Source organism: Brevibacillus sp. HB1.4B, from assembly GCF_013284285.1.
GTDB classification, from domain to species: Bacteria; Bacillota; Bacilli; order Brevibacillales; family Brevibacillaceae; genus Brevibacillus; species Brevibacillus porteri.
In genome coordinates, this window is the sequence record NZ_JABSUT010000006.1 from 131,874 (window position 1) to 150,765 (window position 18,892).

General features: G+C 48.2%; 13 protein-coding genes and 1 other annotated feature. Of the genes, 2 read left to right on the plus strand and 11 right to left on the minus strand.

Annotated features, from left to right (window positions below; all coding sequences use genetic code 11):
* Window positions 1-2 precede the first annotated feature (2 nt).
* Window positions 3-473 carry a DinB family protein gene (locus HP398_RS16350; protein WP_017250699.1) on the plus strand — a complete coding sequence of 157 codons (471 nt, stop codon included), beginning with the start codon at window positions 3-5 and terminating at the stop codon, window positions 471-473.
* Window positions 474-556: 83 nt separating this feature from the next.
* On the opposite strand, the gene HP398_RS16355 is transcribed toward HP398_RS16350, so the two are convergent.
* From HP398_RS16355 to HP398_RS16400, 10 genes are all read right to left on the minus strand, one after another.
* Complete coding sequence (locus tag HP398_RS16355; protein WP_017247441.1) at window positions 557-1,741, minus strand: M20 family metallopeptidase; 1,185 nt, start codon at window positions 1,739-1,741, stop codon at window positions 557-559.
* Window positions 1,742-1,791: 50 nt separating this feature from the next.
* Window positions 1,792-3,015, minus strand: coding sequence for a Zn-dependent hydrolase (locus HP398_RS16360; protein ID WP_173623132.1), 1,224 nt, complete (start codon window positions 3,013-3,015; stop codon window positions 1,792-1,794).
* A gap of 137 nt (window positions 3,016-3,152) precedes the next feature.
* Window positions 3,153-3,851 carry a class I SAM-dependent methyltransferase gene (locus HP398_RS16365; RefSeq protein WP_173623133.1) on the minus strand — a complete coding sequence of 233 codons (699 nt, stop codon included), beginning with the start codon at window positions 3,849-3,851 and terminating at the stop codon, window positions 3,153-3,155.
* 231 nt (window positions 3,852-4,082) lie between these two features.
* Window positions 4,083-4,520 carry a hypothetical protein gene (locus tag HP398_RS16370; protein WP_173623134.1) on the minus strand — a complete coding sequence of 146 codons (438 nt, stop codon included), beginning with the start codon at window positions 4,518-4,520 and terminating at the stop codon, window positions 4,083-4,085.
* A 1-nt stretch (window position 4,521) separates the two neighbouring features.
* A complete protein-coding gene (locus HP398_RS16375) occupies window positions 4,522-5,469 on the minus strand; it encodes an aminoglycoside phosphotransferase family protein (RefSeq protein WP_173623135.1) in 948 nt (315 codons plus the stop codon).
* Between the two features lie 137 nt (window positions 5,470-5,606).
* Entirely contained in the window at window positions 5,607-7,193 is a 1,587-nt protein-coding gene (locus tag HP398_RS16380; protein WP_017247327.1) for a M4 family metallopeptidase, read from the minus strand.
* 246 nt (window positions 7,194-7,439) lie between these two features.
* Window positions 7,440-9,026, minus strand: a complete 1,587-nt coding sequence (locus HP398_RS16385) for a M4 family metallopeptidase (protein ID WP_017247328.1) — start codon at window positions 9,024-9,026, stop codon at window positions 7,440-7,442.
* 151 nt (window positions 9,027-9,177) lie between these two features.
* Window positions 9,178-10,506, minus strand: a complete 1,329-nt coding sequence (locus tag HP398_RS16390) for a helix-turn-helix domain-containing protein (RefSeq protein ID WP_371736757.1) — start codon at window positions 10,504-10,506, stop codon at window positions 9,178-9,180.
* Between the two features lie 92 nt (window positions 10,507-10,598).
* Window positions 10,599-11,135: an HXXEE domain-containing protein gene (locus tag HP398_RS16395; protein ID WP_173623136.1), complete on the minus strand. Its 537-nt coding sequence runs from the start codon at window positions 11,133-11,135 to the stop codon at window positions 10,599-10,601.
* Window positions 11,136-11,150: 15 nt separating this feature from the next.
* Complete coding sequence (locus tag HP398_RS16400; RefSeq protein ID WP_173623137.1) at window positions 11,151-11,741, minus strand: TetR/AcrR family transcriptional regulator; 591 nt, start codon at window positions 11,739-11,741, stop codon at window positions 11,151-11,153.
* A gap of 131 nt (window positions 11,742-11,872) precedes the next feature.
* Window positions 11,873-12,150: a binding site (T-box leader), on the plus strand.
* A 156-nt stretch (window positions 12,151-12,306) separates the two neighbouring features.
* Here HP398_RS16400 and trpS point away from each other — a divergent pair.
* Complete coding sequence (gene trpS / locus HP398_RS16405) at window positions 12,307-13,293, plus strand: tryptophan--tRNA ligase (RefSeq protein WP_017247332.1); 987 nt, start codon at window positions 12,307-12,309, stop codon at window positions 13,291-13,293.
* Between the two features lie 60 nt (window positions 13,294-13,353).
* Here trpS and HP398_RS16410 read toward each other — a convergent pair whose 3' ends face one another.
* Window positions 13,354-18,831: a chitobiase/beta-hexosaminidase C-terminal domain-containing protein gene (locus HP398_RS16410; RefSeq protein WP_173623138.1), complete on the minus strand. Its 5,478-nt coding sequence runs from the start codon at window positions 18,829-18,831 to the stop codon at window positions 13,354-13,356.
* Window positions 18,832-18,892 lie beyond the last annotated feature (61 nt).

Here is an 18,892-nt window from a genome sequence, read left to right on the forward strand (position 1 = left end):
TCATGACCTATTCAACCGCATTGACACTTTGGCTCACCATCCAGGAACGTTTTCACAAGACTGCGAAAAGCTTGCCCGAACAAGATTTGCGGTTGAGCATGAATGCAGTCTCCATCGGGTATATGCTGCGCCATAGCGCTGAGGTCGAGTACATGTTTGCCGAATGGTTTTTCGGTCGGAGCATCCCAGCGGACGTAGAGCTATTGACGAAAAGCGGTCCTGCCGGAACCAAAGTTGCATTTACCAACGTGCAAGAGCTCGCTGATTTCATGACCGCTTCCAACCAACACTTGATTGATGCGATGCGTGACTTACCTGAGGAAGCTTGGCACAAACCCGTTGAAACGCCATTGGGGTCTTCTACTCCTTTAGAAGCATTGGGTCGCCTCATGTATCACACGGGTATCCATGCCGGACAAATTTCGCAGATTCAAAAATCATTTCACACCAAAGAAAAAGAACTCACCCACTAACGTCTGATACCGACTTTCGCACGCCAAAAAGAGCTTCCCTTCTCTCTTGACTGGAAGCTCTTTTTGCATGTGTGCCACTCTCGTTACATCACGATTTTTCTTGCCGCGTTGACGAACATTTTCACGCCGACTTCAAGCGCCTCCTCGTCGATTGTAAAACGTGGATGGTGGTGCGGATAAGTGATACCTTTTTCTTTGTTTCCCGCAGCGACGTAGAAAAAGCAGCCTGGCGCTTTTTGTTGGAAGGCGGAGAAATCCTCACCACCCATGGTTGGGCGCATATGCTCTACCCATTCTGCTCCTAGTGATTCTTCTACGACCTCTTCCATCAATTTCGTCACTTCGGCATCGTTGATAACCGGGCGATAGCCAAATTCGTACTTGAACTTGTACCCCGCGCCGTGTGCTTCTGTAATGCCTTTGATCACGCGTTCCATGAGTCCCGGAACGGACTCGCGCAGATTTTTGTCAAAGCTGCGGACTGTCCCGCAAATCTCTACAGCACCCGGAATGACGTTATGTGTCGTTCCCCCCACAAATTGTGTGACAGAGAGAACAAGATTATCGAGCGGATCCGCATTGCGGGATACGATGTGCTGGAGGTTAGTCACCACTTGTGATGCAATCGCGATGCTGTCGATCGTTTCATGCGGAAGCGCCGCATGTCCGCCTTTTCCAAGAACGGTGATCCAGAATGTATCAGGAGCTGCCATCATTGGACCTGGGCAGATACCCACTGTCCCAAACTCCATTGTCGACCACAGATGCGTACCAATCACCATGTCTACGCCGTCCATGACACCTGCCTGTACCATTTCCTCCGCTCCGCCTGGGTATACTTCCTCTGCGTGCTGAAAGAAGAAACGAACCTCTCCCTTGATCTGATCCTTCATCCCTGACAGCAGCTTTGCCGTTCCGAGCAGCATGGAAGTATGTCCATCGTGTCCGCACGCATGCATGACGCCTGGATTTTTCGATACGAATTCAAACGTATTCTCTTCCGTAATCGGCAATGCGTCCATATCAGCGCGCATGGCGAGCACTTTTCCGGGCTCGGAACCGATTAATCTGGCCATCACACTGTTTTTCGTCGGTCTGGACACTTCCAGATTGCCAAAGGTAAGCAGTGTCTCGTATACAAACTGTGCTGTTTTTTCTTCATGGAAGGATAATTCAGGGTTCTCGTGCAAATAGCGTCTCCACGCGATTACCTGATCCTTGATTTCTTCGACCGCCTTATTAAGCGTTACCACTGCCGTTGCTGTCATGCCGCTCTCCTCCTGATTTACGTGGCTCCCCCACTTACTATTTCTTATGCCTATTTTGCTAAGGATAAAACGGTGCGGTACAGTACTTGGGCTCCGTTCGCGCAATCCTCTTTTGTCGTGAACTCTGCCGGGTTGTGGCTAATGCCGTCCTTGGAACGAGCGAAAATCATGCCAACCGGGCACAGCTCAACTAGCTGCATGCAATCATGCCCTGCGCCACTCGGTAGTCTAAATGCTTCCAAGCCTTCTGCCTCACACGCTTCTGCTACAGCATTCTGGATATCGTCCGAGCATACAGCAGGAGCTATGCGTTGCAGCAGCTCTACTTTCAATGTCACATTGCGCTTAGCACAGATCGCTTTTGCCTGTTCGTAAATGCGCTGTTCCACTTCATCGCGGATCGCTTCGTCCACGTCGCGCAAATCAAGCGAAAACTCGACGCGTCCAGGAATGACATTCACTCCGCCTGGAAATGCTTGCAGCCTTCCAACCGTCCCGACACTGGTTCCAGTCCGTCCCGCTTCTTCCTCGATAGCAAGCATCACCTGAGCGGCTGCTGCCATCGGATCACGACGCAAATTCATCGGCGTTGCCCCAGCATGACCGGCTTCTCCCTCTAGCACGAAATTCAACCAGAGCGGACCCGCCACTCCTGTCACGATCCCGACAGATAGCCCGCGGCTCTCTAGAACCTTGCCTTGCTCGATATGTAGCTCCACATACGCTTTCACACTTCCGAGAGTTCTCGCCGCGAGACTGGTGCGGTCCGGATCAAGCCCCGTTTTCCGCATGGCTTCAGCAATCGTGACCCCATTCTTGTCTGCTTGTTCCAGCTCGTCTCGCTTGATCAGACCCGCGATACCGCGGCTGCCGATCATCCCGTAACCAAAACGCGTTCCTTCTTCATCCGTGAACGCGGTGACTTCGATCGGATGCTCTGTTTCGATCCCCTGTTCCTGCATCGTCTGTAACACTTCTACGCCAGCCAGTACGCCAAGTGGACCGTCATAATCGCCGCCATTTGGTACGGAGTCGATATGCGAGCCAATCAAAACGACAGGGGCGGCCGGATTTTTCCCTTCTTTTCGCCCAATCAAGTTCCCAACCTCGTCTTCGCGAACGGTGAGACCTGCTTCCTTCATAAAGCCTGTGACGAGGTCTTTTGCCGCACGTTCCTCAGGCGTAAAAGACAACCGCGTGATGCCGCCCGCCTCTTGCTTCCCAATGTTGCCAAGCTGTCCCAAACGATCCCACAATCGATCCGAATTGATCATGACGCGCCACTCCTCCTTCTATACAGAGCCAATAACGGTTGATTAACGGTTATGTCCTTAATTGTATAATAGTCTGTCTATTTTGAAAAGGCGGTAGCCATGGACCTCGAAATAAAGTCCTAGACTGCCGCCGCCATTCATTCCGCATGGCAAATCCATCCCCCAAAAAGTCCCGTAGAATGAAACCTGCCTATATGCGTAAAGCCAGCTTCTCTCAATAGCTGTTCGATTTTAGGTTCAGATAGAAAAGAAACTTTTGTCATGATGGTGTTTCCCATCTCTTCTACTTTCGCTGATTCGTATCCCACATCTAAAAAAAAGCTTTTCCATATGTGTAATCTGTTTCGAAGTTCGGCATCATGGCGGTCTCCGTACGCACTAACAAGTACGAAGGGAGCTCCCGGTTTCAAATGCTCCTTAATGGACCTGAGCAGCTTCAGCTTCTCCTGCTCATCGTTAATGAAGTGCAGAACCAAGATACAGCTCGCCGCATCGTACTTCGAGTCTGGATATGGCACATCGTCTATCGTTCCCTGAATGAGTTGGACGCGGCTTTCCATACCCAGTTGAACCGTTTTATTTTTCGCCATTGCAAGCATCTCGGCTGAAGGATCGACTCCCGTGAACGTCCATTTTGGGTTAGACGGTCCCCATGCAGAAAGTTCATTTCCCCCGCCCGCCCCAATCACGAGCAATGATGCCGCTTTTTCTCCCAATTGAGCTCGAAAATAGGATTGGGCCATTGTGAATAAAAAATCATAGGTGGGAATCGAGATTCGCGTGTTAGCATCGTACGCAAGAACCATTTTGGCGTTGAATGTAATTTCTTCGTTCATAGGTAACCTCCATTGTTTCATATGTGATACACGAAAAGTATTTCATTATAGAGTTTTTGAAGATATATAATATCCTTAATTTATAAAGAAATGGGCGCTGTCCTATCATTACAAGGACTCCGTTAGTGTCTGGGGGATACGCCATATCAAAGACTTTAGATGTCTATAATAACTACCTAGATGCAACTTGTCAAGAAGCTGTCCCACCCCCAGCATTCTTCCTTATTTTCCTTATGGAGATTCTTCTACGTTATAATTGATTTCCTCCAACGCTTCCGCGGCAGTTTGCCTAATATATTCAGTAGGAGAATGTAAGTACGGTTCAATTATTTTTATAAATTTTTGTTTTTTTGAACAACCAATGATGGCTAATGCATAATTGAGGATAGCATTGTCTAGTGTAGGCAGAACGTTTGCTAATGGATCCCATTCTACATTTCTTGCGATTCCTTGAAAGGTTACTGCAATCATAAGTAGATGAAACAAACTTTCTTTTACAACAAAGTTTTCTTCTGCAATCGCAAGGTCTAAGGCATACTCTGTAAATGTTATAACGTCATTCGGGTTATGGGTTCCATACTCCAGCAAATCACCAATATCACCCAATCCGAGATGTAAATCTTCCCTTCTATTTAGGAATAATTTTTCCAGGTAAGTAACGTCGATCATGTTAACCTCCATCAATCTTCCTCAATTCCCCTTCCAAATGCCGGATCGTCTCTACTCGGTCCTGTTCCTCTTGCTCATCAAACAAGAGCTGCTCTAACAGTTCATATATATCTTCCCATATACGTCGAATTTGATAGAACTCCAGCGCTTGCCGATTGATCACATAATTTGTATGTGTCTTCCGATAAGTAGCCATAAACTCTTCAAAAAAAGGCTGATCTACCAAAAACATCAGATCGGCTTCTACCGGAGCCAGCTTCAATCCTTCCCAGTCTATGAGAATGAGCTGCTGACCAGAATGCATCAGGTTCCAGTTGTGAATGTCCGTATGGCAAAGCTTCATTTTTACCTCACTGCCTCGCAATTGCTCGGCAATCCTCTCCAAATCATTCATGCGGGTAGCCAATATGTTGGTAAAAGGTTTGACGATTTCATCCACATCATCAGGCAGAGGGTGGATATCTTCGTTCAGCATTTCTCTAAACTGCTTGGCAAATGGGATACAGAAGTCTTCCTTGATGGCAGCCGTACTGACCGGGATTTCTTCTCCGTACAAATGCAACTCCGCTATGATTTCTGCTAACTGGCGAACTTGCAACGAGTTTAACGCTTGGTTCCCAATGGTTTTCCCCTCAATATAGGCAAACAGTTGATAGATGCCCATGTCGTCTTCATGTTTATACGCTGCGGTTCTAGTCAGCAGTGGAACTGGAATTTTGCCTTGTAGTCTGGTTTGGCGTGATAGCCACTGGATAATGGGAACATACTTGTCGATCAGCGCTGTCCACTTGGGCGTAGATGCTCTGCTTTTTTCATAGACCTTCAAAAAATAAGCATGCTGATCGCTGATGACTTTATAAGCAAGCGCCGACCATCCTCCTTGCTGAGGGGTAACATCAACAGCGTTTATATCAAAATGCTGTCTCAATATGGTTTTGAAATGATCCATGTGGTACTCCTCTCTAACTTCGTATACACCCGCGACTAATTATCACCAACATACAAAAAATTGCCTTGCCCCACAATAGGAGCAAGACAATTTTTAATAGTATGACAAATATTTCGTATCACAAAATATTTTAGTGATTATTGCACACCAATTGCATCATACGCATCTCTTACTGATTCTACTTGTTGGGAATTATCACCGAACAGAACTGTCGCGGATTGAATCGCTGCTTGTCGCATAGCTGAGAAGTTAGAGTTTGGATTGAGGTAGTTTGTTAGTGCGTAGTAGTAGATTTTTGCTGTGTCATCTCGTCCAATCCCTGTGACCGTTACACCGGAGTGTGTACCGCCCTCTGCGAGGAGATATGCTGCTTTGTTGTTGATTCCGCTGTTAATGTGTACGCCTCCCTTGTCATTTGGACCCATGTATCGATTGCTGTAGTGGTCAGGATCGCCAGCAATGGTTGGATCTTCGAGAGAGCGTAGTGCGTCTCCAGGCGTTCCTGGTGTGTATACATCTTCACCTATTAGCCAATCGTCATTATCAACCATCGCCCCGAAGATATCCGACATGGATTCGTTCAGTGCACCTGACTCATTTTCATAGATCAGACCGGCTGTTCGTTCTGTGACAGCGTGAGTTAATTCATGAGCAACGACATCCAAGCCAGCGGACAATGGGCCGAATCTGCGTCCATCTCCATCCCCGTATGTCATTTGCACGCCGTTCCAGAATGCGCGGTTATCGTTTCTACCGTAATGGACTGTGGAGATGATTTTCGCACCCTTGCTGTCAAAGCTGTTGCGGTTATGTGCGTTTTTGTAGTAATCGTAGGTTGCCTGAGCATAGGCATGAGCGTCGACTATTGCTCCATCTGTCCAGTTGTTATCCGAGTCAGAACCTAGAGTACCAGGTTGGGTATATCTGTTTTGTGCATTGTACGTCTCAATTCCCTTGCCGCGCGTCGTATCTTTCGCCGTATAGTTGGTATTGCTTACTTTCGTTACTTCAAACGATTTGGTGTCACCTAGTACTCCTGTACCCGTCCCTGTAATCTCATGGAGCATATTGTATTTGTTAATCACGTCACCAGTGTTTGCGTCGATAAAATACTTCCAACGGCCTGGTAGCGGATCGAGGAAATTCAGTTCCACTTCATAAGCCAAATACGATTCATCTTCGTGGATATAGATATAGAGGTTTCCTTTTGGCTTTACCTCGAACTTCTCCACTTTTTCGTCAATCTCATCCTCCAAATCCTTAATAGCCTCTTTTACTGCCTTATCTGCCTTCAGCTTTGGTTTTTTCGTCAGCTTATCGTTATCTGCCAAGTTAGGTGCGTAATTCCCGAGGAATGCCGTTACATTTCCATCCTCGTTTACGTGAATCGTCTGCTGATAACCAAAGACCGGGATACCTTCGTACATTTCTTGTACGCGGTAGTGAGTCATGTCTGTCTCTCTGTCTGTCACTTCATCAAGCACTTTAAAGTGGTCTCTCACTTCTCCGTCAATGCGGAAGGAATCTTGATGTTGCTCTAGGAATCCCCAAACTTTGTCTTCGCCATCCAGATCTTCTGCCTCGAACTCTTCTCCGATAAATTCGGGGGTATCCCACTCAGCGCTAAAGACGATACTTTCGGATTCGGCCTGCGCAGCTAGCGGCAGGAAGGTGGATGTACCTAATGCGAAGCTGAGTGTTACTGCAAATACCGATTTTTTCATACTTGTTAAACCCCTTCTTGGAAAATATTGTTTTTTATGTAAATTCATAGTTATTTATATCTTTTATTATTTATCATAATTCTGAATTTGAAAACTATTTTTTTGTAAATTTATTACAATTAAATTTCTCTGCTTTAGATGCACTGCTGTCTCAACATACAAAAAACTGCCTTGCCCCACAATAGGAGCAAAGCAATTTTTCAAATAGTATGACAAATATTTCGTGTAACAAAATACTTTATTTGATTATTGCACTCCAATTGCATCATACGCATCTTTTACTGATTCTACTTGTTGGGAATTAGCACCGAAAAGAACTGTTGCGGATTGAATAGCTGCTTGTCGCATAGCGGAGAAATTAGAGTTTGGATTGAGGTAGTTTGTTAGGGCGTAGTAGTAGATTTTTGCTGTGTCATTGCGACCAATGCCTGTGACCGTTACACCGTGGTGTGAACCACCCTCTGCGAGGAGATATGCTGCTTTGTTATTGATACCGCTGTTAGTGTGTACGCCTCCGTTGTCATTTGGACCTGTGTAGCGATCGCTGTAGTGGTCAGGATCACCAGCAACTGTTGGATCTTCGAGAGAGCGCAGTGCGTCGCCAGGCGTTCCAGGTGTGTATACATCTTCACCCATGAGCCAATCATCGTTGTCAATCATTGCCCCGAAGATGTCAGAGATGGATTCATTTAACGCACCGGACTCATTTTGATAGATCAGATTAGCTGTTTTTTCTGTAACGGCATGTGTCAATTCATGTGCGACGACATCCAAGCCAGCAGACAATGGGCGGAATACGCTGCCATCTCCATCCCCGTATACCATTTGCACGCCGTTCCAGAATGCGTTGTTGTAGTTGCTACCGTAATGGACAGTAGAAATCAATTTCGCACCGTTGTTGTCATAGCTGTTGCGGTTATGTGCGTTTTTGTAGTAATCGTAGGTTTTCTGTGCATAGGCATGCGCGTCTACAAGTGCTCCATCTGTCCATTTGTTATCGGTATCAGAGCCAAGCGTGCCTGGGAGGGTGTATCTGTTCCGTGCATTGTACGTCTCAATTCCCTTACCGCGAGTCGTATCTTTCGCCGTGTAGTTTGTATTGCTTACTTTCGTTACTTCGAAGGACTTAGAGTCACCAAGTACCCCCGTACCCGTTCCTGTAACCTCATGGAGCATATTGTATTTGTTAATCACGTCACCAGTGTTTGCATCGATGAAATACTTCCAACGCCCTGGCTGCGGATCGAGGAAATTCAGCTCCACTTCGTAAGCCAAATACGATTCATCTTCGTGGATGTAGATATAGAGGTTCCCTTTTGGCTTCACCTCGAACTTCTTCACTTCTTTGTCAATCTCATCCTCCAAATCCTTGATGGCCTCTTTAACCGCTTTATCTGCTTTGAGTTTTGGTTTTTCCGTCAGCTTATCATTGTTTGACAGGTCAGGCGCGTAGTTACCGAGGAATGCCGTTACATTTCCATCCTCGTTTACGTGAATCGTCTGCTGATAACCATAGACCGGGATGCCTTCGTACATTTCTTGTACGCGGTAGTGAGTCATGTCTGTCTCTCTGTCTGTCACTTCATCAAGCACTTTAAAGTGATCTCTCACTTCTCCGTCAATGCGGAAGGAATCTTGATGTTGCTCCAGGAATCCCCAAACTTTGTCTTCGCCATCCAGATCTTCTGCCTCGAACTCTTCTCCAATAAATTCGGGGGTATCCCACTCAGCGCTATAGACGATGCTTTCGGATTCGGCCTGCGCAGCTAGCGGCAGGAAGGTAGAACTACCTAATGCGAAGCTGAGTGTTACTGCAAAAACCGATTTTTTCATACTTGTTAACTCCTCCTTGGAAAATATTGTTTTTTATGTAAGTTCATAGTTGTTTACATCTCTTATTATTTGTCATAAATGTGAATTTGAGAACAATTTTTTAACGACAAAAAAATCATTTCCCGAAAGAAATGATTAATTGGTAAATTTATTACAATTGCCCTTGCCATACGATCCGATACACCTTGCGCGGTCTGCCCCGCGGGTGCGGGTTTTCTTCCCTGATCACCTGCGCGAGTCCCTTTGACTCCAGTTCAATCAGGATGCGTCTGGCGCTTCGTGGCAAAATTTGTAGATACGAGGCTAATTCTGTCGCATGAATTTCCTGAGAGCCTCGCTTCTTGAGTATGGAGTAGAGCTTGGCGAGCGTCATGACACTGAGAGAGGTAAGCTGGCTGAGCTCTTGCAGCTTTTCTGAGTCGTACCGATAGGTGATCTGTTCAGCACGACCAAGCGGCCCTACGACGCTTTTGTCATCAAAGAAGACCATCCAGTTGCCTGTCCCGCGCTCTTTGGCGTGCAACAAAGCCGCGCCACCGTGGATTTCTGCTTCATAAGCAGTCTTGCCGATCCCGATTCCGCACGTCACCAGATCAGCACGAATGCCAAACAGCTCTTCCAAATCCGGCATGGTCGCATAGTCACGAGTCACTTCTTGCAGGTTACCCCGCGTTGTAAAAATGACGTATCGCCCGGGACCTGCTGTCTTCAGTGAGCCTTGCAAATACTTCGCGTAGCGCAACAGCTTTTCCATCGTCTTGATCTCGGCATTTTGCCATTCATCTGTGGAAAAGTTGCCACCGGCAAGCTCACGAAATGGATCGATCTCCATCATCTGCACGGCAATTTGGGTATCTTTGAAGTGAAGCATTTCGTGCGTACGCAAAAGCATGTGAATAACCGAAATCACGCCTGCACGTGTCGGCACGACCCGATGTACAGGGACACCTCTACGAGCCAGCTCTACATCTGCTGTCCGCAAGCAGGTGACAGCCACCTTTGTTTTGCCTGCTCTCCAAAGCTGTTCGTGGTAATCGGCCAGTTCATCGGCTGAGATTGCTCCCTCATAATGCTTGAGCCATTTGTAACCACCAGCGATACCCGCTTCGTCCATAAAATGCTCCAGTTCTTCTGGTGAAAATGTATCAAAGCTCACTTCATCCACCCGGATTCCCAATTGATGGGACAGATGAAGCAAGGTTCTGTACAAGCTCGCACCGAGATGAGGCACATAAGCCATCGGCACATGGACCTTGCCTGACTCGCTCACCATAGCATAAGGGACCTGTCCGGAGAAAAGCCACATATCCACCTCATCCACATGCGGCAAGATCAGATCGAGGATTTCTTCTTCTTTCCAATAGACAATCGGCAAGTATTCAATTTCGGGAAACTCTCGCATGACTGATTCGATGATGGCAAGTGAATCATCCGCGCCTATTACGCCTAGTCGCAGCTTCAACAAAATTCCCTCTTTCACACCAATCTCTTCCTACTTGTGGACTGCTTCTGTGATCAATAAACAACTTTTTGAACAACCACCACTAGGATAACATACTCCCTTTCTTTTTCTCATCGGGGGATCACTTTACCTGCTGCCTCCCCAATCCGGTGTGCCGCGTATAAAACAGGGATGATCAGCAAGCTGTACGGCAACGTGCTCCATATCAACGGCCACGTCGCAAGCCCAGCCTCAAGCAATCGATCATACGTATACAAACTATATGGCAAAACGAATGCCACAGCCGTCACCACACCAGGTGTGTACGTGCGAAGGACAACGGTATGACCAACATGCATGAAAACATGGAGAAACATCACATGCAGACAAACTAGAAAAAACGGGAGGTACGTTCCAGTCGAAAGCGTCGTGACAGTCAGGATCACCGCTACCGATAAAACGGCGAAAATACAAGAGACTGCGACCGCAAATTGCGCTGTACTCATCGAAAGCGAAGGCTCCATCATCTTCATTAGCCGTTCTGGCATTGTCTGTCTAATGAGGTCTTCTTTTGCTCGCACCCAACCTTCTACCATCACGATCTCCTCGAAATCATGAACCATGAAAACGACTAAAAACAGCCAAATCAGATGGGACAGCTCCAGCATACAAGCACCCTCTTCCTATTCGTTTGCCTGCAAAATTCCATATGCCAAAAAAGATACTGCGTCGTCCGCAAGCTGCTCCGCTGTTTTCTCGCCCGTCAGCAAATACCGCGTCGTCATACGGTCTACGACTGCGATCATTGCCTCTGCCGCCACCTCCACAGACAACTCGACACGGACGTGCCCAGCACTCTGATTTTTTCGCAGGTTGACAGCAACAATTGAAGCCAGCTTACGATGCAGCTCTTCGCCCTCTTCCGCCTGATACAGTACGATCCGGGTCAATTCAGGCTGCTCCTGAAAAAATCGGAACAAGGCGAGCAGATTCTCCCGTACTTGACCGAAGACATCTGCCTTCGTCAAGACCGTTACCTTCTGACCGCTGTCCGCCAATTCCCACAGCTTGGTGGCAAATGTGTCCGTCAACTGCTGATACAAGCCTTCCTTGCTGTCGAAATACTGGTAAAACGACGCCTGTGTCAGGCCTGCTGCTTTCACGATGTCACTCACCCGTGTACGATGAAAGCCTTTTGCCGCGAACTCAGAAGCTGCCGCCGCAAGTAACCGACCGCGACTCTGCTCCCCTTTCGACAATTTGTCATTGGTCATTTTCTCACTCCAAAAGTAACTCGAAAGTTATATAACTCTTGAGTTACTTTTACATCTTTTGGATTTCCTTGTCAATACCCACTTGCTTTTTTATTCCACTCTATGTAAAATGTTTGCTCAAAGGGTATCATTTGATGGCAATGAGGAAGAAGAGTAGTCATTTTTCGAGACTTCAGAGAGCTGATGGTTGGTGCGAATCAGTGTTAAGGAAATGATGAATGGGCTTCCGAGCTCCAAACCGAACCCGCTCTCATGGCGGCAGTAGGCTTTGGCGTTACGTCCGTACGTTACAATGGACACCGTATCAAGCTGTCTGACACAGAAACGGTACGGATCAAAGAGATTTTGCGTATGGATGATTCCGTACGTGAAATAACAAGGGTGGCACCACGGTTCATTCGTCCCTGTCCAGGGCGGATGGACCTTTTTGTATTCTAAAGCGGACATTCAAAAAATCGACTTTTGATCACGAAGTAGTCCTGAAAGCTTATGTGGCATCGAAAAGTCGACTTTTTGAACTCAACTTTCTAAACTCGCATCTAACATTGAAAGGAGCAACTTTCCCATGAAAACCATCTTTTCCGGCATTCAACCGAGCGGCATTATGACACTCGGCAACTACTTGGGCGCAATGAAGCACTTCGTTCCGCTTCAAGATCAGTTCAACTGCTTTTACTGCATCGTAGACCAGCATGCGATCACCGTTCCACAGGAGCCTGCTGTCCTGCGCGAAAACATCCGTCGTCTCGCGGCTCTCTATTTGTCCGTTGGCCTCGATCCGAACAAAATGACGCTGTTCGTCCAATCGGAAGTACCGGCTCATGCCAAGCTCGGCTGGATCATGCTGTGTACCTCTTACTTGGGTGAATTGGAGCGCATGACCCAATTCAAGGACAAATCCGATGGACGCGGCGAATCCATTCCAGGCGGTCTGCTGGCTTATCCTCCATTGATGGCTGCTGATATTTTGCTGTACGGCACTGATTTCGTCCCTGTGGGCGAGGATCAGAAGCAGCATCTGGAGCTGACTCGTGATTTAGCCGCTCGTTTTAACAACCGTTATGGTGACATTTTCACCATTCCAGAAGTTCGCCTGCCGGAGACTGGCGCACGCATCATGTCCCTTGCTGAAGGCACCAAGAAAATGAGTAAATCCGATCCAAACCAAGGTGCCTTCATCTCCATGCTGGATGATGCAGACACCATCACGAAAAAAATCAAGCGCGCGCAAACGGATTCCGACAGCGTTGTGCGTTATGACAAAGCAGAAAAGCCTGCTGTCTCTAACCTCATGACCATCTACTCCCTCTGCTCCGGAAAAACTCTGGATGAGATCGAAGCGATGTACGAGGGTAAGGGTTACGGCGCATTTAAAACCGAGTTGGCAGAAGTTGTCGTAGAAACATTGCGTCCGATTCAAGAACGCTTCGAGCAGCTGTTCCACTCCTCTGAGCTGGATGATATCCTGACTGCCGGGGCAGACAAAGCGAATAAGGTCGCGAACGAGATGCTGTACAAAGTTGAAAAAGTGATGGGGATGGCACGTATCTAATCCATTTCCACAACAAAAAACGGGCTGGGAAGCTATCTCCCAACCCGTTTTTTTCTCTTGCTACTTAACCGTAACGGTTACATTGGCTGTCTTGCCAGCATAGCTGATCGTGATGGTTACTCTCGTCTTTGGTTTGGCATCCTCCAAAACGAGAATCCGACCTGTTTCATCCACCTCTACCTGATCGGGCTTGCTCGATTTGAACTCGATTCCTTCTGCATCCGTAACGTCTTCTTCTGCATCGTTCCCGAGAATAGCTGTAACTTCGAGCTGTGCTTCCTCACCCTGTGCTAGTTTGAGAGACTTCGGTTTGATCTCGATTCTTTTCAGGGCAGTCTCACCAACTACATAAGAGGAAGCCGTCACTACTGTAAAGATCCCTACATCGCCTTCTTTTACCACTTTGACTGGTTTTCCTTTCAGTCCTATAGCTGGCCTCCACATATTACTCCGGTACGAGTAGGCTTGGAGCTTTTCGCTTGCATCTTCAGCGATGGGTAGCCCGAGTGTAAAGCCTGTTTTTCCGAGGCTTGTCAGCTTTTTACCCTTGCTCCACGCTTGCAATTGATAAGCTTCACCCGGGTTCGGCACGCCCTTCCAGCCGTTTTCATTTGCTTTTGTCAGGGAGAGGGCAAACTCTCGTGCACGCTCAGCAGCAAAGTATGCACCCGGCACCTCTACCCATGCTTCGCTGTCCAAAGTTACACGGATGCCTACCTCTTTTTTCTTCAATTGTTCAACCAGCTGCTGTTCCAGCGTCACCGTCAGATCAGATTCTTCCTTGCGAGAACGCGTGTCGTTCGCATCGTCATCGCTTTCTTCCACCTGAATGAACAACACCGGAGCAAAGCCGATTTTTTCTTTCACGGACTCTATTGCTTTCATGAATTCCCCGAGTATGTCCAGAAGTTCATCTACTTGTTCGTCATCTGCCTTGATCTCATCCCCATCTTCAATGACGATAGTGCCAAGCTTTTTCAAAAGCTTTTCCGCCAGTGTACGGACATGCTTGGCTACCTCTTTGGAAATATCCTTTTCATCGAGCGGCTCCAGCGCTGTTTTCGCCAAGCTCGTCAAGGAGGCAAGTGCCAGACGGGCAATCTCTTCATCCTCGATGCCCTCTTCTGTAAGCGGGTCAAATGCTTTGTCCAAAAAGCTCTTCGTCACTTCTTGGAGTGCCTTTTCGCTGATGGTTCCTCGCTCGGCCTGCTCAGCCACTGCCTCGAGTACAGTCGCGATCGTATCAGTGACTGTCTCCCATTTCTCAGTCGGCGTCCACTGCTGGGCATCTAGAAGTTTTTCCAAATGGCTGAGTACTTGATCCACCTGTCCTAAAATGGCGTTCTCCTCGTTACTTGCGGAGATGACCTGAGCTGCTTGCTTATTCAAATCTCGCTGCGAGTCCGGTGTCGGTGTTCTGTCCGGCGGTGTAACTGGCGGTGGTGAGTCCGGCTTAGCTGGAACCAGCACGGTCAATGCTTTCGTCACTGCTGTCGATTGGTCGGATGTTCGTGTGACCTCCAAAATCAGGTCTACATTCGTCTGGCGATTTGGCGGCGTAATTTTGCCGTCCTGCGCAATAATCGCTGGATCACTAGACGACTTGATCGCGATGGTAAAGCCTGAAGGTACTTCTGGAAGCTTCAAGCGCGTCTCACCCGCTGCTGGCTGTGTGAGCTGCGTGATGCTTTCTGCCACTTCTTGTGCTGTTCTTTCCGGCGTGCCACGATCCTTCAAGTCCAGCTGTACAAGGACAGGATTATGATCACTCACACGTCCCTCTCTCTCAGTCAAGCCAGCGTTGATGTGAACGATATCAACCTTCGTGTCGTCCTCCAAATGGTTGCTAACCAAAATTTGATCCAAGACTTGGGAGTTCCCTTGGTACACGTACGTATACTGCTCACCCTTTGGCAGTGTCTCCACCATATTGGTCAAAACGCCATCTGCCAATTCCTGCACTGGATTCGAAAACGGGAAATCGTTGAGATCACCCAGCACCACAACATTTGCTTTCGCTTCAGCCGCATGGATTTCTTTTACAAAGTTGTTTAACACACGGGCAATTTTCATGCGTTGTACTTCACTCACCAGCTGTGGCGGCTGATCTTTTCCAAACAGCGCTTGATCTCCACCCTTGGAGTTAAAATGGTTGGCAATGACAATGACAGGCTCACCTTGGAAAACAAATTCCGCAGCCAGTGGCTTACGGCTCGAAGCAAACGCCTCGTTTGTCGGATCTACCCGCCCTGGATTGAGAGAAAGATGCGCCACGCCATCTCTTTTCTCGATTTGCACCGCATCTGTCGCACTTCCTGGCGTTCCTTCTGCCAGCTGTACCCGTTCTGGATTGTAGAAGAAACCGACTCGGATGTTTCCTCCTGGCTGTCCACCATCTTGATTGTTCTGTGGCGCAATATCGGTGTATCGGTAAGTCGGGCCGTTTTTGCTTTCAATTGCTTTGATCAATGCGTCCGCAGACTGTGTAGCATCTGTTTGCCCATTGTCCGTTGGCCCATTATTGTCCTGCATTTCCACCACACCGATGATATCCGGCCCCTTCATGTTGTCCACAATCGTCTCGGCGATGCGATTGATTTTGGCAGAATCGGTATTAGCCGAAAAATTCTCGATGTTGTACGAAGCGACTGTCAGCTTGTCTTCCTTTGGGGAAATACTCGTCACTGGCTGCTCGTAATGGCTTGCCTGTACCGTAAATGGTTTTGTATGGAACAGCTTGTAATTCGCAAAGCTGTAGTCAATGATGCCTACCAGTGGGCCGTCAAATTTGTCGCCGACTTTTACCTCTCCGGCAATCGATTCGAGTTTGTCCGATACCGTGATACGCTCAGGGTGAAAATCATTTGCCGCTAGCACCACTCCACCGGCTGGTGTACGTGGCTGACTCGGATGGGCTTGATCATCGATGACGACAAATTCCGTTGCACGTGGATTGGTAAATGTCTTGGTTTCGCCAACTACGATTGGATTGTCGATCTGCACCAGCATGCCTTCGAGACTTTCCCAGAAGTCGATGCCGTCTTGGTCTGGATCGAATTTACCGAGACTGTCGTTGTCGATGATTCCTTTCGGATATTCATAGTTGTCCTTGCCCAGGATGAGTGGGTCTGGGAGTGCCTTTCTAGCGCCGATCACAACGTTGGTCGCATCAATTTGCGTCTGCGTGAGGTCTGTACCCGCTCTGTTCGATGGCACGTATTCCTTGACGGTTCCGCTAACGGTTACTTCATCGCCCGGGCTGACCGCTGCTTTTGGCTCATAAACATAAATGCCTTCCGAGGTAAATGGATCTGCGTCCGGCTGCGGGTCTTGCATATAAAAGCCTTGTACATTGCTGCCGCTTCTGACGATAGCCGTTACGATTCCCGGAACATTATTCACTGTTCCATCGGCCATCGATGATCGGTGCGACGTTCCTTGAATGTCATGAATGCGAATGTTTTCTTTTTGAATCATGTAGCGGAAGGTCGCTACATTGCTGTCTGTGTAACCATCCTTGACGGCTATGGCTGAAACGGTCGTATCCGCATCAATCTGGATCGAACCCGTATACTTCTGGCTATCCCTGCTCGGCGTTGAACCATCAATCGTATAGAAGATCGTGGCGTCAGCCATCGTCGTTGAAAGCGTGACTTTTGTTCCCTGTGTCACCATAGAACCTGCTGGACTCGCTGTAACCATAGGGACTTTATTCTCGTCCTCTACGAGATCAGCGGCAGTGCGCGGAACCAGCTTGTATTCATTGCGATCGTAGTTGACCACGCCTGTAATAGCGGCATAGCTCTTGTTCACTGGAAGCGGAAGAGTGGCAGCAGGACGAGACACAAACTTGCCGTGCTGATCCTCCAGCGTATAATTGCCGCTCGTTACTGATTTGACGGTGACTACTTTTACCGTCACCAGCTTACCTTCCAAAGCCTCTCCTGTAGCAGCCGCAAAATCAGTAGAAATCACCAGTTGTGGGTTAGGCACGCCCGCCTGCTTCTGCAAGATTTCCACGTTGCTAGTAGCTGCTTCGAGCTGTGCCAGCCCATTATAGTCATTCATTTTTCCGGTAGCGCGAATCTTGTCTCCTACTTCAATTTTGCCAGTCAATCCTGGCGCACGAAGGACGAGTCCCGCCGTATCGTCTTGGAAATAGACGTTGTTTTGTCCGCCCGCCTCAAACATCGCCGTCACCGTTCCGACGACAATCACGTTCGTTCCTACAGGGGTGTTTCTTGCTTCAGCAATCGTCGTCGAACCCAAGGCTGACTTGGTGATGTTGACTTCCTGACTCTCAAACGACTTGCCATATTCCCCAGCTGTTTGCTGCGTTACGAGAATATGATCCAGCTGATCGATGTTTGGAATCGTAAAGGAAAATGACCCGTTTGCCTGTGCGATTCCTGTTTCTTTATTACTAAGCAAAAGCGGTTGTTTTTGCGGATCGTATGCGCGCAGTATCGCATTCCCTGCTGCCGCTCCAGCTTCTCCTCGCAGCTCGCCCACACCATTCACGACTTGCAGGCTGACTTTTCCCTGGATCAAAGCTGTGCTGGCTACCGCTGGCCTCAGCTCGATACTCGTGCTCTCTTTCTTACTCCCTTCCGTTGCAGTCAGATAGACTCCCTGCGCATTTGGATCGGGATTGGTAAAAGTCAGCTCGATTAACCCGGAAGCATCCGAATCTTGTTGTGCCAAAGGAGTGTCGCTACCTGTTCCTGTAGGCTGACTCGCATAAACCTTAATAGTCCGCCCTTGACCGACATAGCCGCGAATTGTTGCTTGGATAGGATCAGTATGATCAAAAATAAGTTCTGTAGCGTTCAGCTTTTCGGTCGCATCTGTTGGTAGCGGTGGTTCTACTGGGCTTTGTGCGTTTTTCGGGGTAGGTGCTCCTGTGATAAAATCGTTGCCGTTGTTATTGGTATCCCAGCCATTTCCTCCGTTCGGTACGATACCGCTGGCGTCACTTATGCGTTGGGCGCTGGTCGAGTTTGAAGTAGCTGGTGCAGGAGAGTTGCCCTCATATGCATTTGCTCCTCCGTATCCGACCATATCTACAACACCTGGTTGAGAGGATACATCCGCCCCGGTTAAAGGCGTAGCATGGCTAACCAATGCGACCTTTCCTTGTGCTCCAGCCATTGCAAGCGTTCCCGTAACCTCAGGAGCAGGGAGGTCTGCTACACCGCCCGTTCCTGCTGCTTGCTGAATCAAATAAAAACCATAGGGAGCTATGCTTCCTGTCAAATCGGTCTTGTTCCAGCTGGGTCCAGTAGCAGCAGCATACTGAACAGACCACCCTACAAGTGAAACAGCTGTGTCTGTCGGGTTGTACAGCTCAATGAAATCGTTCTTGTAATGGGCGCCAGAATTTCCCCCACCCCCATACACCTCACTGATCACCACATGATCAGCCCGCGCGGCTTTTGCCTGTGGCATCCACCCGGTCGGTAAAACAGTTCCCATCATGACCGCGGCCATTAGCGCCAGCTTCGGCCATCTGGAAGCATTTCCTCTTTTTTTCAACATTCTTGCATCATTCCTCCTCACATCATTCGGAAGTATCTACTATGAAATGGTAAACGTATAA

What these genes read in the sequence shown, in the direction of transcription:
- HP398_RS16365 (WP_173623133.1), bottom strand. Translation starts at nt 3,851, where the DNA reads ATGAACGAAGAAATTACATTCAACGCCAAAATGGTTCTTGCGTACGAT.
- HP398_RS16350 (WP_017250699.1), top strand. Translation starts at nt 3, where the DNA reads ATGACCTATTCAACCGCATTGACACTTTGGCTCACCATCCAGGAACGT.
- HP398_RS16355 (WP_017247441.1), bottom strand. Translation starts at nt 1,741, where the DNA reads ATGACAGCAACGGCAGTGGTAACGCTTAATAAGGCGGTCGAAGAAATC.
- HP398_RS16385 (WP_017247328.1), bottom strand. Translation starts at nt 9,026, where the DNA reads ATGAAAAAATCGGTTTTTGCAGTAACACTCAGCTTCGCATTAGGTAGT.
- HP398_RS16370 (WP_173623134.1), bottom strand. Translation starts at nt 4,520, where the DNA reads ATGATCGACGTTACTTACCTGGAAAAATTATTCCTAAATAGAAGGGAA.
- HP398_RS16375 (WP_173623135.1), bottom strand. Translation starts at nt 5,469, where the DNA reads ATGGATCATTTCAAAACCATATTGAGACAGCATTTTGATATAAACGCT.
- HP398_RS16400 (WP_173623137.1), bottom strand. Translation starts at nt 11,741, where the DNA reads ATGACCAATGACAAATTGTCGAAAGGGGAGCAGAGTCGCGGTCGGTTA.
- HP398_RS16410 (WP_173623138.1), bottom strand. Translation starts at nt 18,831, where the DNA reads ATGTTGAAAAAAAGAGGAAATGCTTCCAGATGGCCGAAGCTGGCGCTA.
- trpS (WP_017247332.1), top strand. Translation starts at nt 12,307, where the DNA reads ATGAAAACCATCTTTTCCGGCATTCAACCGAGCGGCATTATGACACTC.
- HP398_RS16360 (WP_173623132.1), bottom strand. Translation starts at nt 3,015, where the DNA reads ATGATCAATTCGGATCGATTGTGGGATCGTTTGGGACAGCTTGGCAAC.
- HP398_RS16395 (WP_173623136.1), bottom strand. Translation starts at nt 11,135, where the DNA reads ATGCTGGAGCTGTCCCATCTGATTTGGCTGTTTTTAGTCGTTTTCATG.
- HP398_RS16380 (WP_017247327.1), bottom strand. Translation starts at nt 7,193, where the DNA reads ATGAAAAAATCGGTATTTGCAGTAACACTCAGCTTCGCATTAGGTACA.